The 25765-nt window shown below is 71.0% G+C and carries 27 protein-coding genes; 12 read left to right on the forward strand and 15 right to left on the reverse strand.

The annotated features are described in order from the left end of the window. Positions 1–31: 31 nt before the first annotated feature. Entirely contained in the window at positions 32–904 is an 873-nt protein-coding gene (locus tag NKG98_RS01335) for a phosphatase PAP2 family protein (protein ID WP_254767948.1), read from the reverse strand. 58 nt (positions 905–962) lie between these two features. Beyond that, positions 963–2696 carry an ABC transporter substrate-binding protein gene (locus NKG98_RS01340; protein WP_254767949.1) on the reverse strand — a complete coding sequence of 578 codons (1734 nt, stop codon included), beginning with the start codon at positions 2694–2696 and terminating at the stop codon, positions 963–965. Between the two features lie 264 nt (positions 2697–2960). Here NKG98_RS01340 and NKG98_RS01345 point away from each other — a divergent pair, with 264 nt between their 5' ends. The 3 genes from NKG98_RS01345 to NKG98_RS01355 all read left to right on the forward strand — a co-directional run bounded on the left by NKG98_RS01345 (position 2961) and on the right by NKG98_RS01355 (position 6022). Further along, positions 2961–4121, forward strand: coding sequence for a tubulin/FtsZ family protein (locus NKG98_RS01345; RefSeq protein WP_254767950.1), 1161 nt, complete (start codon positions 2961–2963; stop codon positions 4119–4121). A gap of 123 nt (positions 4122–4244) precedes the next feature. Continuing rightward, entirely contained in the window at positions 4245–5021 is a 777-nt protein-coding gene (locus NKG98_RS01350; protein WP_254767951.1) for an SDR family NAD(P)-dependent oxidoreductase, read from the forward strand. Beyond that, on the forward strand, positions 5018–6022 hold the full coding sequence (locus NKG98_RS01355) for a TIGR04024 family LLM class F420-dependent oxidoreductase (protein WP_254767952.1): 1005 nt from the start codon (positions 5018–5020) through the stop codon (positions 6020–6022). The genes NKG98_RS01350 and NKG98_RS01355 overlap by 4 nt, the downstream gene beginning before the upstream one ends. Positions 6023–6053: 31 nt before the next feature. Here NKG98_RS01355 and NKG98_RS01360 read toward each other — a convergent pair whose 3' ends face one another. From NKG98_RS01360 to folP, 3 genes are all read right to left on the reverse strand, one after another. After that, positions 6054–6194, reverse strand: a complete 141-nt coding sequence (locus NKG98_RS01360) for a hypothetical protein (RefSeq protein ID WP_254767953.1) — start codon at positions 6192–6194, stop codon at positions 6054–6056. A 55-nt stretch (positions 6195–6249) separates the two neighbouring features. Then, positions 6250–6933 carry a 6-hydroxymethylpterin diphosphokinase MptE-like protein gene (locus NKG98_RS01365; protein WP_254767954.1) on the reverse strand — a complete coding sequence of 228 codons (684 nt, stop codon included), beginning with the start codon at positions 6931–6933 and terminating at the stop codon, positions 6250–6252. Between the two features lie 166 nt (positions 6934–7099). After that, a complete protein-coding gene (gene folP, locus NKG98_RS01370) occupies positions 7100–8287 on the reverse strand; it encodes a dihydropteroate synthase (protein ID WP_254767955.1) in 1188 nt (395 codons plus the stop codon). Positions 8288–8386: 99 nt separating this feature from the next. Between folP and NKG98_RS01375 the strand changes: the two genes are divergently transcribed. The 3 genes from NKG98_RS01375 to NKG98_RS01385 are packed head-to-tail and all read left to right on the forward strand — an operon-like array spanning position 8387 to position 10783. Then, positions 8387–8944 carry a DUF8114 family protein gene (locus NKG98_RS01375; protein ID WP_254767956.1) on the forward strand — a complete coding sequence of 186 codons (558 nt, stop codon included), beginning with the start codon at positions 8387–8389 and terminating at the stop codon, positions 8942–8944. Continuing rightward, positions 8941–9693 carry an RNA methyltransferase gene (locus NKG98_RS01380; RefSeq protein WP_254767957.1) on the forward strand — a complete coding sequence of 251 codons (753 nt, stop codon included), beginning with the start codon at positions 8941–8943 and terminating at the stop codon, positions 9691–9693. The genes NKG98_RS01375 and NKG98_RS01380 overlap by 4 nt, the downstream gene beginning before the upstream one ends. A 55-nt stretch (positions 9694–9748) precedes the next feature. Beyond that, a complete protein-coding gene (locus NKG98_RS01385; RefSeq protein WP_254767958.1) occupies positions 9749–10783 on the forward strand; it encodes a hypothetical protein in 1035 nt (344 codons plus the stop codon). Positions 10784–10830: 47 nt separating this feature from the next. Here NKG98_RS01385 and gatE read toward each other — a convergent pair whose 3' ends face one another. From gatE to btuC, 4 genes are all read right to left on the reverse strand, one after another. Continuing rightward, positions 10831–12699 (reverse strand): Glu-tRNA(Gln) amidotransferase subunit GatE, encoded by a 1869-nt coding sequence (gatE, locus tag NKG98_RS01390; protein WP_254767959.1) that lies wholly within the window; start codon positions 12697–12699, stop codon positions 10831–10833. A gap of 108 nt (positions 12700–12807) precedes the next feature. Continuing rightward, positions 12808–13347 carry a cupredoxin domain-containing protein gene (locus NKG98_RS01395; protein ID WP_254767960.1) on the reverse strand — a complete coding sequence of 180 codons (540 nt, stop codon included), beginning with the start codon at positions 13345–13347 and terminating at the stop codon, positions 12808–12810. Positions 13348–13526: 179 nt separating this feature from the next. Beyond that, positions 13527–14846: a heme ABC transporter ATP-binding protein gene (locus NKG98_RS01400; protein WP_254767961.1), complete on the reverse strand. Its 1320-nt coding sequence runs from the start codon at positions 14844–14846 to the stop codon at positions 13527–13529. After that, complete coding sequence (gene btuC / locus NKG98_RS01405; protein ID WP_254767962.1) at positions 14843–15934, reverse strand: vitamin B12 ABC transporter permease BtuC; 1092 nt, start codon at positions 15932–15934, stop codon at positions 14843–14845. The genes NKG98_RS01400 and btuC overlap by 4 nt, the downstream gene beginning before the upstream one ends. A gap of 60 nt (positions 15935–15994) precedes the next feature. On the opposite strand from btuC, the gene NKG98_RS01410 reads away from it, so the two are divergent. From NKG98_RS01410 to NKG98_RS01425, 4 genes are read left to right on the forward strand one after another with little or no spacing between them, the layout of a single operon-like run. Further along, a complete protein-coding gene (locus NKG98_RS01410) occupies positions 15995–17155 on the forward strand; it encodes a PGF-CTERM-anchored ABC transporter substrate-binding protein (RefSeq protein ID WP_254767963.1) in 1161 nt (386 codons plus the stop codon). Between the two features lie 48 nt (positions 17156–17203). Next, on the forward strand, positions 17204–17485 hold the full coding sequence (gene srp19, locus NKG98_RS01415; protein WP_254767964.1) for a signal recognition particle subunit SRP19: 282 nt from the start codon (positions 17204–17206) through the stop codon (positions 17483–17485). Positions 17486–17487: 2 nt separating this feature from the next. After that, positions 17488–17715: an H/ACA ribonucleoprotein complex subunit GAR1 gene (locus tag NKG98_RS01420; RefSeq protein WP_254769508.1), complete on the forward strand. Its 228-nt coding sequence runs from the start codon at positions 17488–17490 to the stop codon at positions 17713–17715. A 40-nt stretch (positions 17716–17755) separates the two neighbouring features. Continuing rightward, positions 17756–18724: a presenilin family intramembrane aspartyl protease PSH gene (locus tag NKG98_RS01425; protein WP_254767965.1), complete on the forward strand. Its 969-nt coding sequence runs from the start codon at positions 17756–17758 to the stop codon at positions 18722–18724. Here NKG98_RS01425 and NKG98_RS01430 read toward each other — a convergent pair. From NKG98_RS01430 to NKG98_RS01440, 3 genes are all read right to left on the reverse strand, one after another. Continuing rightward, positions 18721–19371: a DUF6517 family protein gene (locus NKG98_RS01430; protein WP_254767966.1), complete on the reverse strand. Its 651-nt coding sequence runs from the start codon at positions 19369–19371 to the stop codon at positions 18721–18723. The genes NKG98_RS01425 and NKG98_RS01430 overlap by 4 nt on opposite strands. 131 nt (positions 19372–19502) lie before the next feature. Then, positions 19503–20990 carry a cysteine--tRNA ligase gene (gene cysS, locus NKG98_RS01435; protein WP_254767967.1) on the reverse strand — a complete coding sequence of 496 codons (1488 nt, stop codon included), beginning with the start codon at positions 20988–20990 and terminating at the stop codon, positions 19503–19505. Between the two features lie 46 nt (positions 20991–21036). Further along, a complete protein-coding gene (locus NKG98_RS01440; RefSeq protein ID WP_254767968.1) occupies positions 21037–21528 on the reverse strand; it encodes a DUF7523 family protein in 492 nt (163 codons plus the stop codon). Between the two features lie 90 nt (positions 21529–21618). Here NKG98_RS01440 and NKG98_RS01445 point away from each other — a divergent pair, with 90 nt between their 5' ends. Both NKG98_RS01445 and NKG98_RS01450 read left to right on the forward strand, forming a co-directional pair. Next, positions 21619–21873 carry a BolA family protein gene (locus NKG98_RS01445; RefSeq protein WP_254767969.1) on the forward strand — a complete coding sequence of 85 codons (255 nt, stop codon included), beginning with the start codon at positions 21619–21621 and terminating at the stop codon, positions 21871–21873. A gap of 16 nt (positions 21874–21889) precedes the next feature. Further along, positions 21890–22579: a hypothetical protein gene (locus NKG98_RS01450; RefSeq protein WP_254767970.1), complete on the forward strand. Its 690-nt coding sequence runs from the start codon at positions 21890–21892 to the stop codon at positions 22577–22579. A gap of 24 nt (positions 22580–22603) precedes the next feature. Here NKG98_RS01450 and NKG98_RS01455 read toward each other — a convergent pair whose 3' ends face one another. From NKG98_RS01455 to NKG98_RS01465, 3 genes are read right to left on the reverse strand one after another with little or no spacing between them, the layout of a single operon-like run. Beyond that, the gene (locus NKG98_RS01455; RefSeq protein WP_254767971.1) at positions 22604–23764 is read right to left on the reverse strand and encodes an ABC transporter ATP-binding protein; all 1161 of its coding nucleotides are present in this window, start codon (positions 23762–23764) and stop codon (positions 22604–22606) included. Positions 23765–23801: 37 nt separating this feature from the next. After that, positions 23802–24716, reverse strand: coding sequence for a carbohydrate ABC transporter permease (locus NKG98_RS01460; RefSeq protein ID WP_254767972.1), 915 nt, complete (start codon positions 24714–24716; stop codon positions 23802–23804). Then, the gene (locus NKG98_RS01465; protein ID WP_254767973.1) at positions 24716–25759 is read right to left on the reverse strand and encodes a carbohydrate ABC transporter permease; all 1044 of its coding nucleotides are present in this window, start codon (positions 25757–25759) and stop codon (positions 24716–24718) included. The genes NKG98_RS01460 and NKG98_RS01465 overlap by 1 nt, the downstream gene beginning before the upstream one ends. Positions 25760–25765: the final 6 nt, after the last annotated feature.

Genomic DNA, 25765 nt, shown 5'->3' on the forward strand with positions numbered 1-25765 from the left:
GTCGGGGGGTCCGGCGATCCCGGGCGGCCGGTCAGTCCCGGCCCACGCGCCCGGTCCGGCCGAGGTGGCCGTCGAGGAAGAGTCGAACCGAGCGGATCGTCCCCTCGACGGTGTAGTTGACGCCGGCGTAGACGCTGATCGCCGCCAGAACCACCCCGCCGACGACGTCGCCGAACCAGTGAATGCCGAGGTACATCGTCGAGACGACGACCCCGAGCGCGAGGACGCCGGCGACCGGCGTCCACAGCGGGTACTCCTCGCGAGTGAGCCACGCGAGCAGGAACGACGACGTCGCGAGCGACGTGTGCAGCGACGGGAAGACGTTCTCGGGCACGTTGATCGTGTGGGTCAGGTAGCCCGTCTGCGGGAACGTCTCGTAGAGGATCGGGTCGAACTCCAGCGCGAGGGTGTTCCGGGGACCGTAGGCGATGAACAGGACGTAACAGAGCAGTCCGAGCGCGTAGTTCGCCGTGTACGTGCGGATGAGCGTCGAGAGGTCGTCCATCTCGTCGAGCGCGAAGTAGGCGACGAACGGGAAGATCAGCAGGAACGCGTAGCCATAGAGGTAGACGAAGGCGGACAGCGCCGTCACCGTCGGGCTCCGGTACGACTGCAGGAGGACCACGGGGTGGCCGAACAGCGTCCGGTCGAACGACTCGAGGTAGGGCGTGATGTTGGTCCCGAAGATCGCCCACGAGAGTTCGGGAAGCACGTCGCCGGTGGCCCATCGGGTGAACAGCACCGTCAGCAGGACCGCCGCCGGCAGCGCACAGACCTCGAGGCGCCAGCGGAAGTCCCGGAGGGCGGCGGCGAACCGTCGCGGCCCGACGATGACGAACGTCGCGGACGCGAGCATCGCCGTCACGATGGCCGCGAGTTCGAGTGCGACCCCTACGAGTGCCATGTCTGCTACCTATACTGCGCCGGACGTTAATACGGATCGGTTGCCAGAGTGGGGACGGTCAGACGAGCAGCGAGCCGTCGTCGTCGTACCGGTAGCCGGCCTCCTCGAACAGCGACCGGACCAGATCGACGTCGACGCGCCCGTCAGAGCCGGGAAACGTCGCGACGCCGGCCGACTGGGGAAACTCCCAGGTGTCGGGTTCGACGCCGACGACGGCGCTGTGGGTCGCCGCCGGCCGGGCGTGGCCCAGCGAGAACTCCTCGGCCACGTACTCCCGGTCGACCAGCCGCGAGACGATGCGCCGGAACCGGTGGTTGCTCAGTTCGGGGTGGCGGAGGTTGTAGCCGATGACGTAGAACGTCCGCGTGGGTGCCGAAAGCGGGGTGACGTCGTCGCCGAGGCGCTCGAACTCGCCGGGCGGGAGCGGGCTACCCACGAGGTCGAGGTCGCCGTTTTCGAGGCTCTCGACTGCCGTCCCCGCACTCGGTTCGACGACGAACTCGAGACCGTCGTAGGCCGGAAACTCCGCGAGAAGCTCCGACCGTCCGTCGAGCAGGGCGTGATCGTCGAACGGTTCGAGGGCGATCCCGTCGTCCGTCCGGCTCTCGAACGCGAACAGTCCCGAGCCGACGGGGTTCTCGTTCGCCCGCGCGAGCGCCGCCGTCCGGTAGTCGGCGACGAGTTCCGACTCCGGCTCCCAGACGTGCCGGGGCAAGAGCGGGATCGTCAGCGCGCGCCGGGCGACGGTCGGCGAGGTAGTCTCGAAGCGGTACCGGACCGTCCGGGGGTCCTCGACGGTCACCTCGTCGATCAGCGTCCCGCGGCCGCGAAACCGCGGTGCGGGGACGCCGCCCTCGTGGTTGCCAAGCGACGTGTCCGCGAGAAACCGGACGGTAAACGCGACGTCGTCGGCGTCGATCGGCTCCCCGTCGTGCCAGCGGGCGTCCTCGCGGAGCGTCATCGTCGCCCGCAGGGAACTCTCGCGACGGCTCCAGTCGACCGTCTCCGCGAGCCACGGGACGAGGTCGCCGTCGACGATCCGGGCGAGGGGGTCGTACAGCAACCCGAGGGCGATCCTGACGTCGTTTCGGGTGACGACGATCGGGTTCAGCCGGTCGAACGCCCCGTCGCCGGACACGCCGACGCGGAGGGGCTCGTCGCGGTCCTCGTCCGCCGGCGGGGTCGACAGGAGTTCGATGTACTCGAGGGGCCGTCGCGGGGCGGTCGAAAGCGTGTCGAGGCCGTTTGCCGCACAGAGGTGGTCGGGGAACGTGACGGCGGTGTACGGCGCGGTATCCTGCAGGTGCTCGAAGAGGTCCGAGAAGGCGGCCAGTCGGTCGTAGCCCCGCTCGGTCAACTGCTCTTCGAGGTGCTCGTCGACGGTCGGGTTCGAGAAGCTGAAGGGGTTTTGCCACCCCCGCTCGCTCACGAACTTCGAGTGCAACAGCGGCCGCAGGGCGTCGAACTCGTCGAACCCCGGGTGGCGGGCGACGAAGAGGTCGTACTCGTGGTCGACGAGGACCTCGCGGTAGAGTTCGTCCTCGGCCATCGGCTCGGGGTTCGCCTCGATGCCCGCCGCGCGGAGGTTCTCGATCAACTGGTTCGAGATCTTCGCGGCGACGACGTCCTCGTCGGTGGGGACCGTCTTGATGCTCAGGGAGACGCGCTCGGGCGGCGAGGTCTCCGCTCGCGACCAGAGGCGCTCCGAACAGCCGGCGACGGCCGCCGACGCCGTCGCTCCGAGGCCGGCGAGCAGGCGACGTCGCGTCGTCGGTGGAGGGCCGTCGGCCATGGCGAGGGGATTGGCTATCACTCCGTATAGGAGTTACTTTCCGTTCGATAGCTCCCGCGGCGGCGTCGGTCCGTCGAATCGCCCGCCGGAGTCGGTATAAGCGGACGGTAAAGACGTCGTGACAGTCGTTTTCCCAGTCGTAAGCCGGCCATAACAATACCTCGATTCGGGATGTGACCGGAATGGACCCTCGTCCCCGACGGCGACATCGGCGGGAGAGACGACGGGCGCTCGAAGCGGGGCGGCGGTCCGAGGTGGTAAGACATGAAACTCGCACTCATCGGTTTCGGACAGGCGGGCGGGAAGGTCGTCGACGAGTTCCTGAAGTACGACGCGGAGGTCGACGGCGGCTTCGTCGGCGCCGCCATCGCGGTCAACTCGGCGACGGCGGACCTCCACGGACTCGACCGCGTGCCGGAGGAGAATCGCGTGCTGATCGGCCAGTCGCGAGTGAAAGGACACGGCGTCGGCGCGGACAACGAACTCGGCGCACAGATCGCCGAGGCGGACATCGACGAGATCCAGGCGGCGATCGACCGGGTGCCGGTCCACGACCTCGACGCGTTCCTGATCGTCGCCGGGATGGGCGGCGGCACCGGATCGGGCGGCGCGCCCGTCCTCGCGACGCACCTCAAGCGCATCTACACCGAACCCGTCTACGGGCTCGGGGTGCTTCCGGGGACGGACGAGGGCGGCATCTACACGCTCAACGCCGCGCGGTCGTTCCAGACGTTCGTCCGCGAGGTCGACAACCTGCTCGTCTTCGACAACGACTCGTGGCGGCGGACCGGCGAGTCGGTCGGCAGCGGCTACGACCGCATCAACCGCGAGATCGTCGAGCGGTTCGGCCTGCTGTTCGCCGCCGGCGAGGTCGGCGCGGACGACGAGGTCGCCGAGAGCGTCGTCGACTCCTCGGAGGTGATCAACACGCTCTCCGGCGGCGGCATCTCGACGGTCGGCTACGCGACGGAGACGATCGAGGACGACCGCGGCGGCTTCCTCTCGCGGTTCGCCGAACCGGACGTCGACGACGTCTCCTCGACGAACCGGATGACCAGCCTCATCCGCAAGGCGGCGCTCGGACGGCTCACCCTCCCCTGCGAGGTCGACAGCGCCGACCGCGCGCTGACGGTCGCGACGGGGCCGCCGGCGTACCTCAACCGCAAGGGGATCGAACGCGGGCGCAAGTGGCTCGAAGAGGAGACCGGTTCGATGGAGGTCCGCGGCGGCGACTACCCCCGCCGCCGGCGCGACGACGTCGGCGCGGTCGTCCTCCTCTCGGGGGTCACGGACGTCCCGCGCGTCGAACGCCTCCAGCAGGTCGCTATCGAGGCGAAAGAGACGACCGCGAACGTGCGCGCGGCCAGCGAAGACGAGTTCTCCTCGCTGATGGACACCGGCGGCGAGATCGACGCGCTGTTCTAGGTCGACGCTCACGGTCGATCACCATACAACGTTAAGAGCGTTGACTGTGTTTTTCGGACCGGGAATGGTTCGCACGACCACGAGCGAACGCGGAGCGGATCGAACGCCCCGGAGGTACCGAACGTGACGACGGAACGGTTTCGCGTCGACGGCGAGGTCGCCATCGTCACCGGATCGTCGAGCGGGATCGGCCGGGCCATCGCCGAACGGTTCGCGGCCGACGGCGTCGACGTCGTCGTCTGCTCGCGCGAGCAGGGGAACGTCGACCCGGTCGCCGAGGGAATCGAGGAGAGCGACGCGCCCGGCGACGCCCTGGCCGTCGAGTGTGACGTCACCGACCGCGAGGCGGTCGACGCGCTCGTCGAGGCCACCGTCGAGGAGTTCGGCGGCCTCGACGTGCTCGTCAACAACGCGGGGGCGTCGTTCATGGCGAACTTCGACGACATCAGCCCGAACGGCTGGGAGACCATCGTCGACATCAACCTCACCGGCACCTACCACTGCACCAACGCCGCCGGCGAGCACCTCAAGGAGGGCGGCGGGATCGTCGTCAACCTCTCGAGCGTCGCCGGCGTCCAGGGCGCGCCGTACATGAGCCACTACGCCGCGGCGAAGTCGGGGGTCAACGCCCTCACGTCGTCGCTGGCGTTCGAGTGGGCGCCCGAGGGCGTCCGGGTCAACTGCATCGCGCCCGGTTTCGTCGCCACGGAGGGCGTCGAGGACCAGATGGGCGTCTCCGCCGAGGAGGTCGACCGCGAGACGGTCGACCGCCGGATGGGCACCGTCGAGGAGATCGCCGACCTCGCGCAGTTCCTCGCGAGTCCGGCCTCGTCGTACCTCGTCGGCGAGACGATCGAAGCCGCGGGCAAGCCCGCGATCATGGAGGAGCCGACGGCATGACGGACCGAACGCTTCACCTGCCGGTCGCCGCCCAGCCGTCGGTCGAGTCGCTCGTCGACCTCGCCCGCCTCGGCGAGGACTGTGGCTACGAGCGCGCGTGGCTCCCCGAGACGTGGGGCCGCGACGCCGTCACCGTCCTCACGCGGATCGCCGCCGAGACCGACGAGATCGGGATCGGCCCGAGCATCGCCAACGTCTACTCGCGGTCGCCGGCGCTGCTGGCCCAGACCGCCGTCACCCTCCAGGAGGTGGCCGACGGCCGCCTCCGGATGGGGATCGGCCCCAGCGGCCCCGCGGTGGTCGAGGGCTGGCACGGCATCGATTTCGACCGGCCGCTCCGGCGGACCCGCGAGTACCTCGACGTCATGCGGGCGGCGATGTCGGGCGAGACGCTCAACTACGACGGCCAGATCTTCTCGCTTGCGGGCTTTCGCCTGCGCTGTGACCCGCCCGAGGAACCCGTCCCGATCGACGCCGCGGGGATGGGGCCGAAGTCGGTCGAACTCGCCGGGCGCTTCGCCGACGGCTGGCACGCCACCGTCTTCACCCCCGAGGGACTGGAGGAGCGCCTCGATGACCTGCGCCGCGGGATCGACCTCGGCGACCGCGACCCCGACGAGGTCCGGACGACGCTCTCGCTGACCGCCTGCGCGCTGGAGGACGGCGAGCGCGCCCGCGAACTCTGTCGCCAGCACCTCGCGTTCTACGTCGGCGCGATGGGCACCTACTACCGCGAGTCCCTCGCCAGACAGGGCTACGAGGAGGAAGCCAACGCCATCGCCGCGGCGTGGGCCAGCGGCGACCAGGAGAAGGCACTGGACCTGATCCCGGAGGCGTTGCTCGACGACCTCGGCGCCGCGGGGACGCCCGAGCGCGCCCGCGAGGAACTGCGGAAGTTCGAGGAGATCGACGGCCTCGACGCGATCGCCGTCGGCTTCCCCCGCGGGGCCTCGCCCGCGGAGGTCGAGGAGACGATCGAGGCGCTCGCGCCCGACCGCTGACCGGCCGCTGAACGGCCGGTCGCGGCGACTTCTACAGCCCGAAGAGCCGAAGGAAGAGCCCGAGGACCACGAGACCGATCCCGACCGCCGTCCCGACCAGCGGCGGCAGGACCGGGATCGGGACGACGATCAACAGGGCTCCGAGGCCGACGAGGATCGTGGAGGCTCGCATACGGGTTCCGATCGACGGCCGGGCGGAAAAGACGACGGGGGCGAGCGGCGGGCCGTCACGGCGGTTCGATCCCGTCGCGGCGGCCGTCGAGGACGGCGAACCGCTCGCCGCGGCGGCGTTCGAGCCAGTACAGCAGTCGCTCGGCCCACGCCAGTTTTCGCGCCTTCACCGGGTCGACCGACGGGTCGTCGAGGTCCCAGCCGACGAAGACCAGTTCGGCGGCGCCGAGGTGGTCGGCCAGAAACGCCGCCCGGTCGCCGTCGGTGAACCCGCCGAAGTTGCAGACCGGGCCGCGGGGGGCGGCCTGCGTCGTCGGCAGGAGAGACTGGAGGTCGCAGTCGGGGACGACCTCGCGGACCGCGGGGACGTTGTCGCCGTGGGCGTGGACCGCGACGGGCGTGTTGCGGGCCGTGAACGCCCGGACCGTGTCGGGGTTCTTGTCGAGGTCGGTCACCATGCAGTCGACGCCGACGTCGCGGGCTTCGAGGACGTCGGCCGCCGTCGACGCCGCGAGGACGACGTCCGCCTCGCGGGCGCGAGCGAGCGCGTCCGCGGATTCGAGCGACGGTCCCGCGCCGGCGACCGCGACCGTCGCGTCGCGGACGCCGGCGAGGCGGTCGAGGTCGAACGGCTCCGCGAGGGCGGCGAGGACGTCCCGCGCGCGCTCGTCTGCCCGCCTGTCGAACCCGAAGTCGTCGAGGATGGCCTCGTAGACCGGCTCCCACTCGTCGAACTCCATCGTCGTCACTACGGGACTGACGCCACAATAATTCCGTGTTGTGGGCCGGGGGACGCCTCCGAAGTACCCCTACCCGGGAGGCCGCCCGGCTTCCACCCCCCTGTTTCGAACACTCCGGTATAAGCTTTCTCTTACTGTACAATCCGTTCCGACTGACCGTCGGTTATTACGTAATACGCGCGATCTCGTCGCCGACGACGGCGAGATCGTCGGTCTCGCCCGCCAGTCGGTCGGCCAGTCGGGCGAGCGAGGCGGTCGACCCGATCAGCAGCGCCCGCCCGTCGTCGGCGACGACGGCCGCCCCGCGCTCGGGGGCCAGCCGCGAGAGTTCCGCCCGCGCGTCCGCGCTCAGGCCGTCGATTTCGAGGGCGTGGTGGACCCAGTCGGCCGCGAGGTCGGAGTCGACCCCGCGCTCGCGGAGGTGCGCGCGCAGTTCGCGGCTCGACCCGGCTTCGAGCCGCGAGACGGCGACCCCGTCGCGGCCCCCGGGAGCGCGCTCGGCGAAGGCGGCGCCGATCAGGGCGGCGTCGCGGGTCTCGGCGACGTCGTGGGTCCGGATCACGTGCGCGCCGCGCTCGACGGCCAGCGACGTCGCCGCGAGGCTCACGGGGAGGCGCTCGTCGGTCTCCCGGCCGGCGACCTCGCCGAGGAAGTTCTTCCGGTTGATCGAGACCAGCATCGGCCGGCCGAGCGCGCGGAACTCCCGCAGGCGGCGGAGCGTCTCGCGGTCGTGGTCGAGCGTCTTCGCCTCGCTCCAGCCGCCGAACGCGGGGTCGACGATCGTCTTCTCCGTGAGGCCGTTTTGCTTGAGCGCCTCGTAGACCATGTCGACGTAGTCGGCCCCGGAGGCCCAGTCGGGCGACTTCCGGGCGGCCCAGTCGGTCTCCTCGACGGCGCCCGGTCGCTGCAGGTCCGGCGGACTCGCCATCTTGACGACCGCGGCGTCGTGGTCGGCACAGACGGTCGGCATCTTCGGGTCGGCGAAGCCACAGACGTCGTTGACGATGTCGAACCCCCGCGAGAGCGCCTCGTCGGCGACCGCCGCGTAGCGGGTCTCGATGGAGAAGACGGCGTCGCCGGAGACGCTCTCGATCGTCTCGACGGCGACGTCGAGGCGGTCGAGTTCCTCCTCGGCCGAGAGGACCTCGAAGCGCTTGTTCGCCGACTCGATGCCGACGTCGACGACGTCCGCGCCCTCGCCGATCAGTTCCTCGTCGACGTAGCGGGCCGCCTCGCCCGGGTCGTCGTAGACGCTCGGGTCGTAGGGGGACTCCTCGCTGACGTTCAACACGCCCATGATCCGGGGCGGGTACTCGTCACCGATGCCGAGTCCGGCCGCGTCGACGCTGTCCATACCCCGAGTGGGCACGGGAGACAAAAAGGGGCCGCGGTTGCGGCGAACCGCGTCGGGCCGAGAGCGGGCCTTTTTGTCCGCCGGCGCGAACCCACGGACATGGGAAAGGTGAGCATCGGGATGCTCGGCTGGCGCTTCGACGAGGCGCACGTCCTCGACGAGGACGGCGAGTTCCGCCCGCTGGAGGAGATGCCCCCCGACGTCCGCGAACGGCTGATCCGGCTGGGGGTGCTCTACAACGCACCCTGTAACGCCTGCTGGCTGATCCACGGCGACGCCGGCCTCGACGACTGCAACACCGCCCGGTACGTCTACGGCGAACCGCTCTCGGAGGTCGTCCTCTGTGAGGCCCACGAACCCGACTTCGTCTACTGGTTCCGCGAAGAAGGCGGCGAGGCCCACCGCGGCGACGACGCGTTCGAGGACGCCTTCTACGAGTGGTTCCTCGACGGGAACCGCGCGCCCGAGGGGTACGAGGGCATGGAGTACGTGACGACCGACCCCGACGACCTCCCCGAACCGCCCGACCCCGACCCCGAGGCACACGCCGACCTGATGGGCGACGACGTCGCCGACCGGGTCGGCCTGACCGACGAGGAGATCGCCGAGAGCGGCGTCGACTTCGGCTCCGAGTACCCCGGGTCGGAGGACCGATGAGCGAGGACGCGCCCTCCCGCCGGGCCCCGCCGGCGGTCGCCGTCGTCGACGCGAAGACGCCGGGCAACGTCGGGACCATCGCCCGCGCGATGAAGAACTTCGGCTTCGAGGACCTGCTGCTCGTCGACCCGCCGGAACTCGATCCCGACGGCGAGGCCTACGGCTTCGCCGGCCACGCCCGCGAGGACGTCCTCCCGAACGCGACCGAGGTGACGTTCGACCAGTTGGTCGAGAGCTACCACACGATCGGCTGTACGGCCGTCACGAACGAGGACGACCGCAACCACGTCCGCTTTCCCTACTCGACGCCGGCCGACCTCGCCGAGCGCCTGCCGACCGTCGAGGCGCCCACCGCGCTCGTCTTCGGCCGCGAGCGCGTCGGCCTCACCAACGAGGAACTCGCCCGCATCGACGAGATCTGCTCGATCCCCGCCAGCGCCGAGTACCCCGTGCTCAACCTCGGGCAGGCCGCGACCGTCACCCTCTACGAACTCCGGACGCTCACCCTCGACCCGGACGAGACCCAGTTGCCCGACGTCGAGCGCGTCCGCGCGCCCGAACCGCTCGTCGACCGCCTGTACGAGGAGTGGGAGCGCCTCCTCGACGAACTGAACCATCCCGAGGAGAAACGCGAGAAGACGATGCGGATGATCCGGCGGGTCTACGGCCGGGCGGACCCCACCGAGCGCGAGGTGAACACGTTCCTCGGACTGCTCCGGCGCGCGATCGAGCGACCGGACCGGAAGTGAGTCCTGCGGTGGCGGTCCGGTATCGTAATGTGGGGTGAGTGTCTAGATTTACTGGATGACCGAGATCCATCGACGGGCGGCGCTGGGACTGGTCGGCGCCGGACTGGCGCTCGCCGCCGGCTGTTCGGATACCGTCGGCGACGACGGCAGCGACGGCGGATCGACGGCCGACGAGCCGGCGATCGAGACCGGCGACCTCCCACCGTACGCCGCCGTTCTCCCCGAGACGGACGCCGAGGAGTACGTCTTCGGCGCGATCGACGTGCAGACGCTGACCGAACTGTTCTCCGACAGTCAGACCACGGAGGGTGCCGAACCGACCGACCCCCTCGTGGTGAACCCGGTCGCGACGGCCGCGATCGGCTACTTCGGACTGGTCGCCCTCGGCTTCTCGCCGTCGTTCGACGCCCACGAGGCGAACGACGAGACCGCCGACGGGGAGGGCACCCTGCTCTACGTCGACGGCACGATCGGTCTCTACGGCGCGTACGACGTCGACGGCCTCGCCGCCGACCTCGAAGACGCCGGCTACGACGTCTCGACCGAGGGCGGGTACGTCCTCGCCGTCGACGACGCCTCGGGCGAGGCGGTCGGGGCGAGCGACGACCTCTTCGCGTTCGCGTCCCCGAACGAGGAGGACGACACGTTCGACCCGGCCGAGAGCGTCGAGCGGGTCGTCGCGACCGCGGCGGGCGAACGCGCGCCGAAACACGAGGGCGACGAGGCGTTCGAGTGGCTGCTCCGGGCGGGCGACGGCGACGGCATCGTGTTCTGTCTCCACGCGAGCGACGCGCTCGCGGCCGACGAACTCGAGGCGAAGACGTCGGGGAACGAGACGGACGGCGAGGAGACGACCGAGTACGCCCTCGCCGCGTTCGACGGCGCGCGCGGGGTCCACCAGCACCTCTCGGTCGAGGGCGACGAGGCGTTCGCGAGGGCCGTCGTCTCCTACCCCGACGCCGACGCCGTCGACGCCGACCGTCTGGAGGGAGCGCTCGGGACGGACGCCGACGCCGTCGACGTCGTCGAGGGCGAGACGGCCGTCCGGCTGGATGCGGAGTACGGATCGAACGTCGTCGAGGAGCAGTGAGCGACGCGACGGTGAGAGAGTGAGCGAACGGCCGGCGGGCCGCCGACTCAGGCGCGCTTCTGGATCTCCTCGCGAAGCAACCGGCTCACGAGGTCGCCCTCCGCCTTCCCGCGGAGCGCGCCCATGCACTCGCCCATGAGCCCGGAGAACGCCTGCATCCCTTCGTCTTCGACCTGCGCCTCGTTGCGCTCGACGACCTCGACGACGGTCTCGCGGACCTCGTCCTCGGAGACGCCGCCGAGGTCCTCGCGTTCGACCGCCTCCGCGGGGGCGAGCGCTGGCTCCTCGGCCAGCGCCGAGAGCAGGTCGCCGACGGCCTCCTTCGGAACCTCGCCGTCGTCGACGAGGTGCAGGCTCGCCGCGAGGTGGTCGTCGGTGAGGTTCTCCACCGGGACGTCGTCGCGGCGCAGTTCCGTGAGCGTCGATTCGAGGGTCGTCGCCGCGAGCGTCGGGTCGATCCCGTCGGCGACGACGTCCTCGAAGACCGGCATGTATTCCCCGTAGGCGACCTGCTCGGCCAGCCCCTCGTCGAGGTCGTACTCGGCCGCGTAGCGGTCGACCTTCTCGGTCAGGAGTTCGGGTTCGGGGACGTCGCTCGGGTCGGGTTCGACCGGCGGGACGTCCGTCTCGGGGTACATCCGCGCGGCGCCCGGCAGCGGCCGCAGGTAGCGGGTCGTCCCGTCGTCGTTCGCGCCGCGGGTCTCCTCGGGGACGCCCTCGACGGCGACCGCGGCGCGCTCGGCGACGGCCTCGATAGCGCGTTCGGCGACCTCCGTCCCGGCGGCGACGATGGCGACGGCGTCCTCGGGGCCGGCGTCGACGGCCTCCCGGAGCGCCTCGACTTCCCCCGCGGTGACGCCGTAGGCCGGCAGTTCGTCGGTGTGGAAGATGCCGCCCGCTCCGTGGCGCTTGGCGTGGTCGGAGAGTTCGGTTCCGAGGCGGCGGTCGGGAGCGATCTCGCGGCCGACGAGGCCGTCGAAGCCGGAGAGGAGGACCGCGGTCACGGCCCCGCCCGAGTCCAGCGCGCCGCGGATGACGCCGCTGTCGGTGTCCGCGAAGACCTCGGTGACGTCCCGGGGTTCGCCGACCGACGCCTCGCGGTCGCGCAACTCGCCGGCGATATCGACGAGTTCGACCTGCCGGCCGACCTCGGTGCGGACGATGTCGTCGATGTCGTCGAGTGCCTGGACGCCCTTGATCTCGACGCGGGCGCCGTCGGCGATCGAGACGTTGACGTCCTGGCGGATCGTCCCGAGGCCGCGCCTGACCTTCCCCGTCGAGCGCAGCAGCATCCCGATCCGTTCGGCCGCCTCGCGGGCCTGTTCGGGCGAGCGGATGTCGGGACTGGTACCGATCTCGACCAGCGGGACGCCGAGTCGGTCCAGACCGTACCGCACCCCGTCGTCGGTCTCCTCGACGCGCTTTGCGCTTTCCTCTTCGAGCAGCAGGTCCTCGACGCCGACCTCGCCGTCGCTCGTCTCGATCGCGCCGTCGGTCGCGATCAGCGTCGACCGCTGGAACCCCGAGGTGTTCGAGCCGTCGACGACGATCTTGCGCATGACGTGGGCCTGATCGACGACCGCCATGTCGAGCAACTGGGCGATCTCGAGGGTGGTTTCGATGGCCTCCTCGTCGAGTCGGTGGGGCGGTTCGTCGTCCGCCTCGACGAGACACGTCGTGTCGTACGCGAGGTACTCGAACTCGCGGTCGACCCGGCTCTCCTCCAGGGCGGCCTCGTCGATCTCGCCGAGTTCGCTGCGCGTCGGGTGGAGGTAACGGGTGAACCGACGCGACGCCGCCTCCGGTTCGCGCAACTCGGTCGGACAGCCACAGAACAGCTTCGTCGCCGTGTCGAGTTGCTGGTGGATCTCCAGCCCGGCGACGAGTCCGAGTTCGTCGTAGTCGTACCCGGTCATTGCGGGCCACTCGGTCCCGAGGGGGTAAAAAACCGTCCAGTCCGCCTCGCCGGCCGAGCGGCGGTCGTTTCGGTCCGCCGCGGCGGTCACGGCGTCGCGGTCGGCCGCTCAGTAGTCGATGTCGCCGTCGTCTCCGTCACCACCGTCGCCGCCGTCGCCACCGTCGCCGCCGTCGCCGCCGTCGCCGCCGTCCCGCGAGAGATCGAAGCCGCCGTTCACCTCGACCTCGCCGCGCATCGACTCGGGGTGGAACCCACAGAAGTACTCGACCACGTCGTCCGGCACCTCGACGGTGGTCGACACCGCCTCGCCCGGCGTCTCCGACTCCTCGGTGATCGTGGTTTCCTCGCCGTCTTCGGTCTCGATTACCGCCACGTGCGGGAGTCCGTCGAGGTTGATCCAGACGACGTCGTACTCCTCGCCGGCTTCGAGTTCGAGCGTCGGGTTCTCCTCGCCCTCGATCTCCTCGGGGGCGATGCCGAACCAGTACTCCCGCCTGCCCCCGAGTACGATGGGGAGGCGGTCGTCTTCGTCGTCCGCCTCGTCCTCGTCGTCCTGTGCCGTCGCGACGCCGGAGACGCCCGCGAGGGCGGCCCACGCGCCGAGGAATTCGAGCACGCGCCGCCGGGATCGATCGTCGGTGCGCATGGGCCGAGGGCGGGTCGACAGCGACAAAAATCCGTTACCCCGTTTCCCGCCGCAGGGCGCCGTTGCGGGGGTGCCGGGCCGACCGTAGCGACCGATTGCGGACCCGGCGCGGACGCGGATCGCTCCGATTCCGACGGTTCGACCCGCGTAATTACGTCTTGGGCGGCCGCGACGTCCGGTCAGTCGTCGGTCGACTCGACCGCCGCCGACGACCGACGCGGCCGCGGACGGTTTGCCGCCTCGGCGACCGCGTCGACCACGCGCTCCGGCGACGCCTCGACCGCCCGCCGGCGGCACCGCTCGTACAGGTCCCGCGCGCGCTCGCCCGCGTGATTCCGCTCGGCGAACGGGCGCGTCTCGACGACGACCGGCGACGGCGCGTCGACGAGCGTTTCGAGGACGAGCTGGTTGCCGGCGCCGACCGCGACGTCGGCGAGGACGACGGCGCCGGCCGCCTCGATCCGCCGCGCGACGCGGGCGCGGGCCGCCTCGGACAGCGGGGCGAACGGCTCGACTTCGACGGCGGGGACGCCGAGTTGCCGGGCGGTCTCGGCGGCCGCGTCGTCGCTCGCGACCGGGCCGAGGCTCGTCTCGACCCCCGCGGCGTCGAGGCGCGCGAGCGCGGCCGCGGCGGTCGCGCCGGCGCCGACGACGTGGACCCGGTCGGGGAGCGAGCGCTCCGACGCCCCGCCCGCGAGCGCGGTCACCGTCGGCGTCCCCGTGACGGGGTTCGACGTGACCGCGGCCGTCGCGTCGAACGCCGCGGCGAGGGTCTCGCTCGTCAGTACCGACGCGGGAGCCCCCGCGTCCAGGACCGCACCGTCGGCGAGGGCGACCAGCCGGTCGCAGTAGCGCGCCGCGAGTTCGAGGTCGTGGATGGCGGCGACGACCGTCCGGCCCTCGTCGACGAGGTCGCGGACGAGTTCGAGCGTCTCGACCTGGTGGTTGACGTCCAGACTGGCGGTCGGTTCGTCCAGCAGCATGATCGGCGCGTCCTGAGCGAGCGCGCGGGCGAGGAGGACCCGCTGGCGCTCGCCGCCGCTGACCGCGTCGATCGGCCGGTCGGCGAGGTCGACCGTCCCGGTCCGTTCGAGGGCGCGGTCGACCCGTTCGCGGTCCGTCGGCGTCGGCCCCGAGAACCGCGAGCGGTGGGGGTACCGGCCCATCTCGACGACCGATCGGACGTCGAAGGAAAAGGAGAGCGTGGTGTCCTGCGGGACGACGCTCACGAGCCTGCTCGACGCCCGCGAGGAGCGGTCGTGGAGGTCGACCCCGTCGACGGCGACGCGCCCCGCCGCCGGCGAGACGGCGCCGCTGAGCGTCCGGAGCAGGGTCGTCTTGCCCGCGCCGTTCGGGCCGATCAGGCCGACGAACTCGCCGGGTTCGACCGCCAGCGAGACCCCGTCGAGGACCGGAACGTCGCCGAAGGAGACGACGACGTCCTCGACGTCGATCCGGGCGCCGAGCGCATCGTCACCGGCGTCAGTTTCGCCCGTCACAGCGAGTGCACCTCCCGTCGCGTGAGCAAGAAGAGGAAAAACGGCGCGCCGAGTGCCGCCGTCACGATGCCGACGGGCACCTCGGCGGGGCCGGCCCGGGCGACCGTGTCGGCCGCGACGAGAAACGACGCCCCGGCGAGCGCGCTCGTCGGCAGCAGGATGCGGTGGTCGGGACCGACCAGCAGGCGCATCACGTGCGGGACGACGAGGCCGACGAAGCCGATGACGCCCGCGACGGCGACGCCGGCGGCGGTGACGACGCTCGCGAGCGCGAGCAAGAGGAGTTTGGTCCGCTCGACCTCGACGCCGAGGTGGTGGGCGTCCTCCTCGCCGAGCAGGAGGACGTTCATCTCGCGGACGTGCGCGCCGAGGACCAGCGCGCCGACGAGGGTAAACGGCAGCGCGAAGCCGACGTCGCCCCAGCTCGTGTTGTTCAGCCGGCCCATCGTCCAGAGGACGGCCTCCCGGAGGTTCTCGCCGCTGTGGACGAGCATGTACGAGATCGCCGCCCCGAGAAAGGCCTGAATCGCGACCCCCGCGAGCAACAGCGTCGCGACCGGCGTTCGGCCGCCCTCGGTGGCGATGGCGTAGACGAGGAAGGCGGCGGCGATAGCGCCGACGAACGCCGAGAGGTGGAGGCTCGAAAACGGGACGAGCGCGGGGAAGGCGATGGCGGCGACCGCGCCCGCGGCGGCGCCCGAGGAGACCCCGATGATCGACGGGTCCGCCAGCGGGTTCCGGAAGAACCCCTGCATGACCGTCCCCGCGGTCGCGAGCGCGAACCCGACGGTCGCCGCCAGCGCGATCCGCGGGAGGCGGACCTCGGCGACGATGATCTGGTGGGGCTCGTGGACCGCGAACCCGAAGGGGGAACCGTACTCGAAGCCGGGCACCGGGACCGACGCCGGACCGAGCGACGCCGTCCCCGTCGTGAGCCCCGTCGGGACGACCACCGCGTTGAGGATGGCCTTCGCGACCGCGACCGGGGCGATTCGCACCGGGCCGAGCGCGGCGCTCGCGACCACGACCGCCGCGAGCAGGGCCGCGAGGCCCGCCGACCACGACGCGATTCGAGTCGGTCGCTCCATGGTCGACAACCTCACTTGCTTTAGCTAAATATTTATTGGAGTGTCCCGCATCGTCGATCGATGCGACGTTCACTGATCCTGACGATCACGACGCTCGCGGTCCTGGCGGCGGTCGCACCGGCGCCCGCGGCAGCGAGCGCGGCGACGACGAACGAGAACGGATTCGCGACCGCCGCACAGGCCGACGCCGACTGCGAGTACCCGATCGAACTCACGGACGCCACCGGCGAACGGGTACCGATCGAGGAGCGACCGGAGTCGGTCGTCGCGCTACAACCCAGCAACGCCCAGACGGTCTTCGCCATCGGCGCCGAGGACCGCCTCGACGGCGCACCCCACAACCCCGCGACGGCCGACCTCGACCTCGGCGACCGCGCGGACGTCTCCGACGAGTACGACGTCGTCGCCGAGCGGGTCATCGACCTCGAGCCCGACGTGGTGCTCGCGGCGAACGTCACCCCCGAGGACGACGTCGAGACGCTGCGCGAGGCCGGCCTCACGGTCTACCACTTCCGCGCGGCCGAGTCGCTCGACGACGTGCGCGAGGACGTCCTCGTGACGGGGCGACTCACCGGCACCTGCGACGGCGCCGCGGAGACCGTCGACTGGATGGATCGCCGCCTCGCGGTCGTCGAGACCGCCGTCGAGGGCGAGGAGCGGCCGCTGGCTTACTACGAGATGGGCGAGGGCTACACCGCCGGCGAGGGCACGTTCCAGCACGAGGTGCTGACGACCGCGGGCCTCGAGAACCTGGCCGTCGAGGCCGACATCCGGGGCTGGGGACAGCTCAACGAGGAGACGATCGTCGACGCGAACCCCGAGTGGATCGTCTACCCCGACCGGACCGACGAGCCGGTCGTCGCCGAGGGCGTCCGGGCGACGACGGCCTTCCAGGAGGGCAACGCCGTCGCCGTCGACGACAACAACATGAGCCAGCCGACGCCGAACGTCGTCTACGCCCTCGAAGAGATCGTCGCCGCGGTCCACCCCGAGGCCTACGCGGAAGCCGAGGCCGAACTCGAAGCGCAGGCCGGGAGCGACGTCGAGAACGGCTCGACGGACGAGAGCGACGGCGAATCGGACGACGCGACCGCCGGCGGAGACGACGGCGAAACGGGGACGGAAGCCGCGAGCGAGGACGACACCCTCCCCGGCTTCGGCGCCCCCGTCGCGGTCGCGGCGCTGCTCGCGGTCCTCGGCGCGCTGGCGCGCCGTCGGTAGCGTCGCGTTTTGAAAAGCGTTTACTCGCCGGCCCGCCGACTCCACCGCATGGTCGAGAACGTCATCTGGCCCGCCTACCTCGACGCCGAGCGCTCGCGGGGCGATGGCCGGCGCGTCCCGGAGGAACTGGCGGTCGACGAGCCGACGGTCGACGAGATCGCGAAGGCGGTCCAGCAGATCGGCTACGACGCGATCGTCGAGCGCGACAAGGCCTATCCGCGTGAACCCTGGACCGACCGCGGCCGGGTCGTCGTCCGCGGGGCCGAGGACTCGACGAAAAACGACCTCGTGCAGGCCGTCGCGGCGTACGTCGTCGCGATGCGCGAGTGACGATGCGCCGGGTCGGCCGGGTGGTCCGGACCGCCCAGGGACTCGCCGTCCTGCGTGCGCCCGACGACGACCACGCCGACATCGGGACGATGGTCCTCGACGACTCGCTCGACGAGGTCGGCCGCGTCGTCGACGTCTTCGGTCCCGTCGACCGCCCCTACCTCGCGGTGACGCCGGCCGAGGGGGTCCACCTCCCGTCGCTCGTGGGCTCGCCGCTGTACGCCCGCTGAGAGCGCAACACCGATACGACAGGCCCCCAAATCCGGCCGCATGAACGATCGCGCGCGGATCTTCGGCGCCGTCCTCGCGACGGTGTTGCTCTTTCTCGGCGTCCAACTCGGCGCGCTGGCGCTGGTCGAGCCGTTCACCGAGTCGGGGATGCAGGCCGTCGAGGACCCACAGGACCCGACCAACAGCCTCCTCTACTTCGCCGTCGTCCTCGTGATGACCGGCTTCATGCTCGCGGCGTTCAGGTACGGCGCCCGCCGGCTCGTCCGCGCGGTCGTCGTCGTCGTCAGCGTCATGCTCGCGTGGTTCGTCTTCGCCGAGGTCCTCCCGCCGGTCGTCGTCGTCGGCGCCGTCGGCCTGCTCCCGCTGGCCGCGGCCGCCGCCGTCGGGGTCGGCCTGTTCGTCTACCCCGAGTGGTACGTGATCGACGCCGCCGGGGTGGTGATGGGCGCCGGCGCCGCCGGCCTGTTCGGCATCAGCTTCGGCCTCCTGCCGGCGATCGTGTTGCTTTCGGTGCTCGCGATCTACGACGCGATCAGCGTCTACCGGACCGGACACATGCTCAGCCTCGCCGAGGGCGTGATGGACCTGCGGATCCCCGTCGTCCTCGTGATCCCGACGACGCTCTCGTACTCCTTCCTCGCCGACGAGGGGCCCGAGGCGCTCGGCGGGGACGGTGACGGGGACGCCGCCGACCCCGACCGCGAGGACGCGGCTGGCCGCGAGGCCATCTTCGTCGGCCTCGGCGACGCCGTCATCCCGACGATCCTCGTCGCGAGCGCGGCGTCGTTCCTCGACGCCCCCGCGCTCGGCGTGCCGGGGATCGCGCTCAACGTCCCCGCGCTGGGCGCGCTCTGCGGGACGATCGCCGGCCTGCTCGCGCTCATGTACGCGGTGATGCAGGGGCGGCCCCACGCCGGCCTGCCGCTGCTCAACGGCGGCGCGATCGGCGGCTACCTGCTGGCGGCGGTCGCCAGCGGCCTCCCTGTCGCGACGGCGCTCGGCCTCTAATCCCCGTGTTCGAGCCCCTCGATCAGCGTCGTCACCCGCGCTTGCTCGCCGGGCAGCATCTCGGGGTAGACGCCGCCGACGACGAGGTGGTCGCCGCCGTGTTCGAACCGGGCGACGTCGAGGCGGACGTCCAGCGTCTCCAGGTTCTCGACCGGGGCGTCCTCGTCGAACGTCGCCTCGCCGGCGAACGTCTCGACCTCGACCGACGTCCCGAGGGTCTCGACGGTCCGCCCGCCGATCGAGTCGCCGATCGACAGGTCGGCGTAGCGCTTCCGGACGAAGCCGGTGAGTTCCCGGGTGTCCATCTCGCCGACCGGGTTGAACTCCTCGCCGGCGATCGACACCTGCGGCGAGGCGATCGCGGCGAAGCCGCCGGCGACGACCTCGGTGCCGCCGGCGAGGTCGACGGGGCGGACGTACTCGGCGACGTGGCTGGTCAGTTCGACGGTCTCGCCGCCGACCTCCTCCTCGTCGACCTCCGTTCTCGTCTCGTCGTGGACGTAGCCGGTCTCGGCGGCGGCCGCCGCCGAGACGGTCGCCGGCGTCGCTTCGCGGCTGGTCGCGCCGGCGAGCAAGGGGTCCAGACAGCCGGCCGTCGCGCCGACGCCGGCGGCGACGAGCCCCGCGACGAACCGTCGTCGATCCATACCCGAGACGATTCCGTTCGCGCGTAAAAGCGATGGGACGCGTAGACGTGCGTGAGAACTTCGTGTCACCGGAATCGACTGCCACGAGCCTCGATACGTACGTCGAGCCGGGTCCGAGTCGCCGGTCGCGGCTACGGCAACCGGTAGGTCGGCCCCTCGTCGGTGTCCTGTACTTCGATCCCGAGGGCGGCGAGTTCCTCGCGCAGTTGGTCGGCCCGGTCGTAGTTGCCCGCCGCGCGCTCCTCCTCGCGGATCGAGAGGACGAGGTCGACGACGTCGCCGGCGAGCGAGACGTCGCCGTCTGCCCGTCCGTCGAACGAGAGACCGAGCACCGCGCCGAGGTCCTCGAGGGCCTCGACCCCGCGGCGGAGGCCGCGGTAGTCGTACTCGTCGGTGTCGCTTACGTGACGGTTGCACGCGCTCGCGACTTCGAGCAGCGCCGACTGGGCCTCGCGGGTGTTGAAGTCGTCGTTCATCGCCGCGGCGAACGCCTCGCTGGCGTCCTCGACGGCCGCGCGGAGGGCCGGATCCTCGACTTTCGCGCTCGCGTCCGGCGAGTCGAGCGCCTCGACGGCGGTCTCGTGGGCGCGTTCGAGTCGCTCCCAGCGCTCCTCGGCCTCGGCGATCGCCTCGTCGCCGTAGAGTTGCTTGCTGTTGTACGCCCCCGCGGTGAGGAACGTCCGCAGGACGTTCGTCCCCCAGCGGTCGACGGCGTCGGCGACGGTGACGAAGTTGCCGAGGCTCGACGACATCTTCTCCTCGTCCATCTCGAACAGTTCGCAGTGGAGCCAGTAGCGGGCGAACCGCTGGCCCGTCGCCGCCTCGCTCTGGGCGATCTCGTTCTCGTGGTGGGGGAAGACGAGGTCGCGGCCGCCGACGTGGACGTCGATCGTCTCGTCGAGGTGGGTCATGCTCATCGCCGAGCACTCGACGTGCCAGCCGGGCCGGCCCTCGCTCCACGGCGAGTCCCACGTCCGGGCCGTCTCGCAGGCCGCTTCCGCCGGCGCCGCCCCGTCGTGGCGGTGCTCCTCGATCGCCGACGGGGCGACGCCGTCGGCCTTCCAGAGCGCGAAGTCCGCCGGGTGGCGCTTCTCCGAGCGCTCGTCGGGGTCGCCCTGGGACTCGATCTCGTCGAGTTCCTGGTTCGAGAGCGTACCGTAGTCGTCGAAGGTCGTCACGTCGAAGTAGACCGAGCCGTTGGACTCGTAGGCGTAGCCCTTCTCGACCAGCGTCTCGATCAGGTCGACGATCTCGGGGACGTGTTCGGACACCCGCGGGTAGACCTCCGCGCGCAGGAGGTTCAGCGAGCGCATATCGTCGATCGTCCGCGCGACGTAGCTCTCGGCGACCTCGGCCTCGCTGTCGCCGAGGCCGGCCTCGCCGACGCGCGCGACGATCTTCTCGTTGACGTCGGTGAAGTTCTCGACGTGGCGGACCCCGTAGCCGAGGTGTTCGAGCCAGCGGTGCATCACGTCGACGTGCACCCACGAGCGCGCGTGGCCGAGGTGGGGCGGGTCCGAGACCGTCAGGCCGCAGTAGTAGAGGAGGACGTTCTCGGGGTCCTGCGGCTCGAACGGCTCTTTTTCGCCCGTCAACGTGTTCGTCACGTGCAGGGTCATTACCACTCCGTACCCACGGGCCGAAGTTAAAGCGTTTGACCCTCGGTCAGGCCCTCGGAACGTCCGCCAGCGCGCGTTCGACCGCGCGGACGGCGTCTGCCCCCGCCAGTCGCTCGACGACGACCGCCATCGTCCCGTCGGCGACGCCCGCGGCCGTCACCTCGATCTCCGCCAGCGCGAGCGCGTCGAGCGCCGCGGCCAGCGCCCGCGCGTCGATCTCGCCGGTCGCCAGAACGGCGGTCAGGTCCCCGCCGGTCTCGCCCAGCGCGGTCCCGCCGACGGCGAACAGGACCTCGTCCGCCCCGGCCTCGACGGGGCCGACCCCGCTTCGCATCGTCACGCGCGCGCCGCGCGGATCGGTTTCGTACTCCGGCAGGTCCTCGGCGTACCGCCGGAGGGCGGTCGCGACGGCCTCCGTCTCGCCGTCGACGTCGAGAAACCGGGCCGCGGCGGTGTAGTTGACGACCTCCGCCCGCAGCGCCGCGACGAGAAACGGGTGTTCGTCGACGGTGCGGCGCGTCTCGGCTGCCAGTGACATTATCGGCGTGCGCGCGGCCGCGGGGCATAAAGTCCGCGACGTCCGTGCGCGACCGCGGCGCTTTTGCCCCGACCGCCCCACACCCCGCATATGAATCCCGAAGCGGTCGAGCGACTGATCGAGGCGAACCTCGAGGACGCGGAGGCGACCGTCCGCCGCGCGCGCGGCGACCACGACGACGACCACCTCGCGGCGACCGTCGTCTCGCCGGCGTTCGAGGGGCTCCCGCTGGTCCAGCAGCACCAGCGGGTGTACGACGCCCTCGGCGATCACATGACGACCGACATCCACGCCCTCGAACTGTCGACGTACACCCCCGAGGAGTTCGCGGAGCGGGGCGAGTGAGGGCGACCAGCCCCCGATGATCGCCGACGTCCTCCGGTACCCCGTCGTCGACCCCGGCGGGCGAACGGCGCTGCTGTGGAGCGCGGGCGCCGTCCTCGCGCTCGCGGTCGGCCGTCGCTACGCCGGCGCGCTCGCCCCGGACGCGCTCGCGGTCGTCCCCGCGGCGTTCGCCGTCGTCGCCGTCGTCGCGCTGCTCGGGACGCTGTCGGCCGTGCTCGTCGCCGCCCCGTCGACGCCGCGGTCGTCGGTGCGCGACGGCGCCGCGGCGCTCGCGCTCTCGGTCGCCCTGCTCGCGCCGCCGGCGGCGCTGCTGGCGGTCACGGTCTCGACCGCGGGCGGCGGCGACCCCCGCACGGCGGCGCTCCCGTTTCTCGTCGGCTCCACCGCCGCGACCCTCCTGTTCGGCGCGTGCGCGTACGCCCTGCCGGCGGCGCTCGCCGCGGCCACGCGAGCGGGACGACTCCGCGCCGCCCTCGACGGCGCCGTCGTCGCGACGCTCGCCGACGCGCGGTACTTCCTGCGGTGGGTGGTCGGCTTCGCGCTGGCGGTCGCCGGGGCGGGGCTCGCCGGGGTGACGGCCCGGTCCGGCGACGCGACCGGCCTCCTCGCGGCCGCCGGGGCCGGCTACCTCCTCGTCGCCGGGGCGCGTTCGGCCGGCGTGGGCTACGCGCGGGCGACGGGGACGAAAACGAGCGATCGGCCGTGAACTGACGAAACGGGGAACCGGCGCTCAGAGCGGCACCTGCGACTCGGCGCTCTCGATCCGGCGGGTGTGCAACGTCTCGCCGGTCGCGGCGTCGAAGACGTGAATCGCGTCCTCGGGGAGGTGGGCGACCACGGGTTCGCCGGACTCGACCCGCCGCATCCCGTCGACGGTCGCGACGAACGTCTCGTCGGGGTCCGGGTCGGTGTCGCCGAACGCGAGGTAGACGATGTTCTCGTCGCCGGTCGGTTCGACGACGTCGACCGTCGCGGGGACGTCGTGGTCGCCGGACGGCTCCCCGTCGCGGAGTTCGACGTCCTCCGGGCGGACCCCGAGGACGAGGTCCTCGCTGCCGGCGAGCGCGTCGGCGATGTCGGCGGCGACGGGGTACTCGAAGTGATCGCAGACGAGCACGGCGCCGTCGCCCTCCTCGCGACGCGTGACGTCGAGGAAGTTCATCGCCGGTTCGCCGACGAAGTCCGCGACGAACAGGTTCGCCGGCTCGTGGTAACACTCCAGGGGCGTGCCGACCTGCTGGAGTTCGCCGTCGTCGAGGATGGCGATGCGATCGCCCATCGTCATCGCCTCCGTCTGGTCGTGGGTGACGTACACCGTCGTCGTCCCCAGTTCCTCCTGGAGGCGCTGGAGTTCGGTGCGCATCTCCGCGCGCAACTTCGCGTCGAGGTTCGACAGCGGTTCGTCCATCAGGAACACCGACGGCTCGCGGACGATGGCGCGGCCGAGCGCCACTCGCTGCTGCTGGCCGCCCGACAGCTCACCGGGTTTGCGGTCCAGCAACTCGCCGATGCCCATCATCTCGGCGGTCTCCTCGACGCGGGCCGCGACCTCGTCGTTCGGGAGGTCGGTGGACTCCTCCAGCCCGAAGGCCATGTTCCCCCGGACGGTCATGTGCGGGTACAGCGCGTACGACTGGAACACCATCGCGATGTCGCGGTTCTTCGCGGGCACGTCGTTGATCACCCGCTCGTCGAGGCGGATCTCGCCCGCGGTGACGCTCTCGAGGCCGGCGATCATCCGCAGGGTCGTCGACTTGCCACAGCCGGAGGGGCCGACGAGCACGAGGAACTCGCCGTCCTCGATGTCAATCGACACCTCGTCGACGGCGACGACGACGTCCCCGTCGTCCTCGAAGTGCTTCGATACTCGGTCTAGGGTGAGTTCGGTCATGCGTATTCGATCCGTGATACCGCCGCGTTCGGTCCCGTCACGCGCCACCTCCGGCGACCCCCTCGGCGAACTGCTTGCCGAAGAGGACGTAGACGAGCAGCGTCGGCGCCGCGGCGATGAACGCGGCGGCCATCTGCACGTTGTACTCCGTGACGAACGATCCCTGTAACGCGTTCAGCGACAGCGTCACGACCTGGTTCGACGTCGAGGAGACGAGCACGAGCGCGAACAGCAGGTCGTTCCAGATCTGCGTGAACTGGTAGATCAGCACCACCGCGAACATCGGCGCCGACAGCGGCAACACGATCCGGCGGTAGACCCGCCAGACGGAGGCGCCGTCGAGGCGTGCGGCTTCGAGCATCGCCTCGTCGAACGAGAGGTAGTACCCCCGGAACAGCACCACGCAGATCGGGATGCCGTAGGCCGTGTGCGTGATCATCAGTTCGACGAGGTCGATCTTCGCCCCGAGGAACGGGACGCCCGACAGCAGCGAGTTCAGATCGACCATCAGCCAGAACCGCGTCAGCGGCACGAGCACCGACTGGTACGGGAGGAACACGCCCGCGAGGATCAACACGAGGACGGCGAGTTGCCCCCGCCAGTCGACGTGCGTGAGGCCGTAGGCGGTGAGACTGCCGATCGTCGCCGACAGCACGGTCGCGGGGACGGCAAACAGCAGGCTGTTGACCATCGACCCGCTCAGGTTCGTCAGCGGCCCCTGGAGGCGCTCGAACGCCGTCAGCCACGGTTCGACGGTGAACCCGACCGGGCCGGGGGGCTGGATCGGGGTCGTCCGGACGAACGCGTCCTGGGTCTTGAACGCCGTCATCAGCCCCGACTCCAGCGGCGCGAGGTAGAACGCCACGAGGAGAAGCAGGCCGGCGTACAGCGCGACGCGGCGCCCCGACGGGCGCCGCACGCGGCCGCCGGATCGCTCGGCCGTGGCCCCCATCAGAGCTCACCTCGCCGGTACTGCATGAACAGGTAGGGGGCGATCACCGCAAGCGCCATGAGGAACAGCACGGTCGCGACGGCCGCCCCGTAAGCCCACCGGGTGTTGTCGAACGCCTCGCGGAACATCATCACCGAGAGGATGTCGACCGAACTGCCGGGGTTGGTCCCGAACAGCACGTACAGGAAGTCGAACGCCTTCAGCGCGAACACCATCAGGACGACGGCGGCGCTGGTCGTCGCCGTCCGCAACTGCGGGAGGATCACCCGCCAGTACATCCGGACCGACGAGGCGCCGTCGACCTTCGCGGCCTCGTAGTGTTCGGTCGGGATCGCACGTAACGCGGCGAGGTAGACGACCATGCAGTAGCCGCTGAACTGCCACATCAGCGCGAAGATGACCGCGGCCATCTTGAACCGGGGGTCGCCGAGCCAGTCCTGCGTCAGGAATCCGATCTCGACGCCGACGAGGCCGAGCGGGACGTTGAGCGCCCCCTGGACGGCCCCGAGGACCGTGTTGACCATCCCGACGGTGGGGTTGTACATCCACGACCAGAAGATGGCCGTCACCACGAACGAGAGGCTCATCGGCAGGAGGTAGATCGTCCGGAAGGTGTTCTCGAAGCGGATCCCCTGATCGACGAGGATCGCCGCGAACAGCCCGAACGCGAGCGACACGGCGGTGAACGCGACCAGCAGCACGATCGTGTTCCGGAACGCGACGTGGAACTGGCCGTGTTCGAGCATCCGCACGTAGTTGTGGAGGCCGACCGTCGAGTAGTCGGGCGACGGCTGGAGCGTGGCCCAGTCGGTCAGCGAGATGACGAAGTTCCAGCCGACCGCGCCGTAGACGAACAGGCCGACGAGCAGGAACCCGGGGAGCCAGAACGGGAGCGACCGGAGGAACTCCGAGTCGAGGATCGAGGCCACACCGGTCGACCGCTCGCCGACGACGGCCCCGCCGTCCGGCCGCGGCTCCTCGCCGTCCGGGGGGTCACGACCCGGGAGTCGCCGCCCGATCGCCCTCACGAGAGTGTTTCGCATAACTCG

It is taken from the genome of Salinilacihabitans rarus, assembly GCF_024296665.1.
GTDB lineage: Archaea > Halobacteriota > Halobacteria > Halobacteriales > Natrialbaceae > Salinilacihabitans > Salinilacihabitans rarus.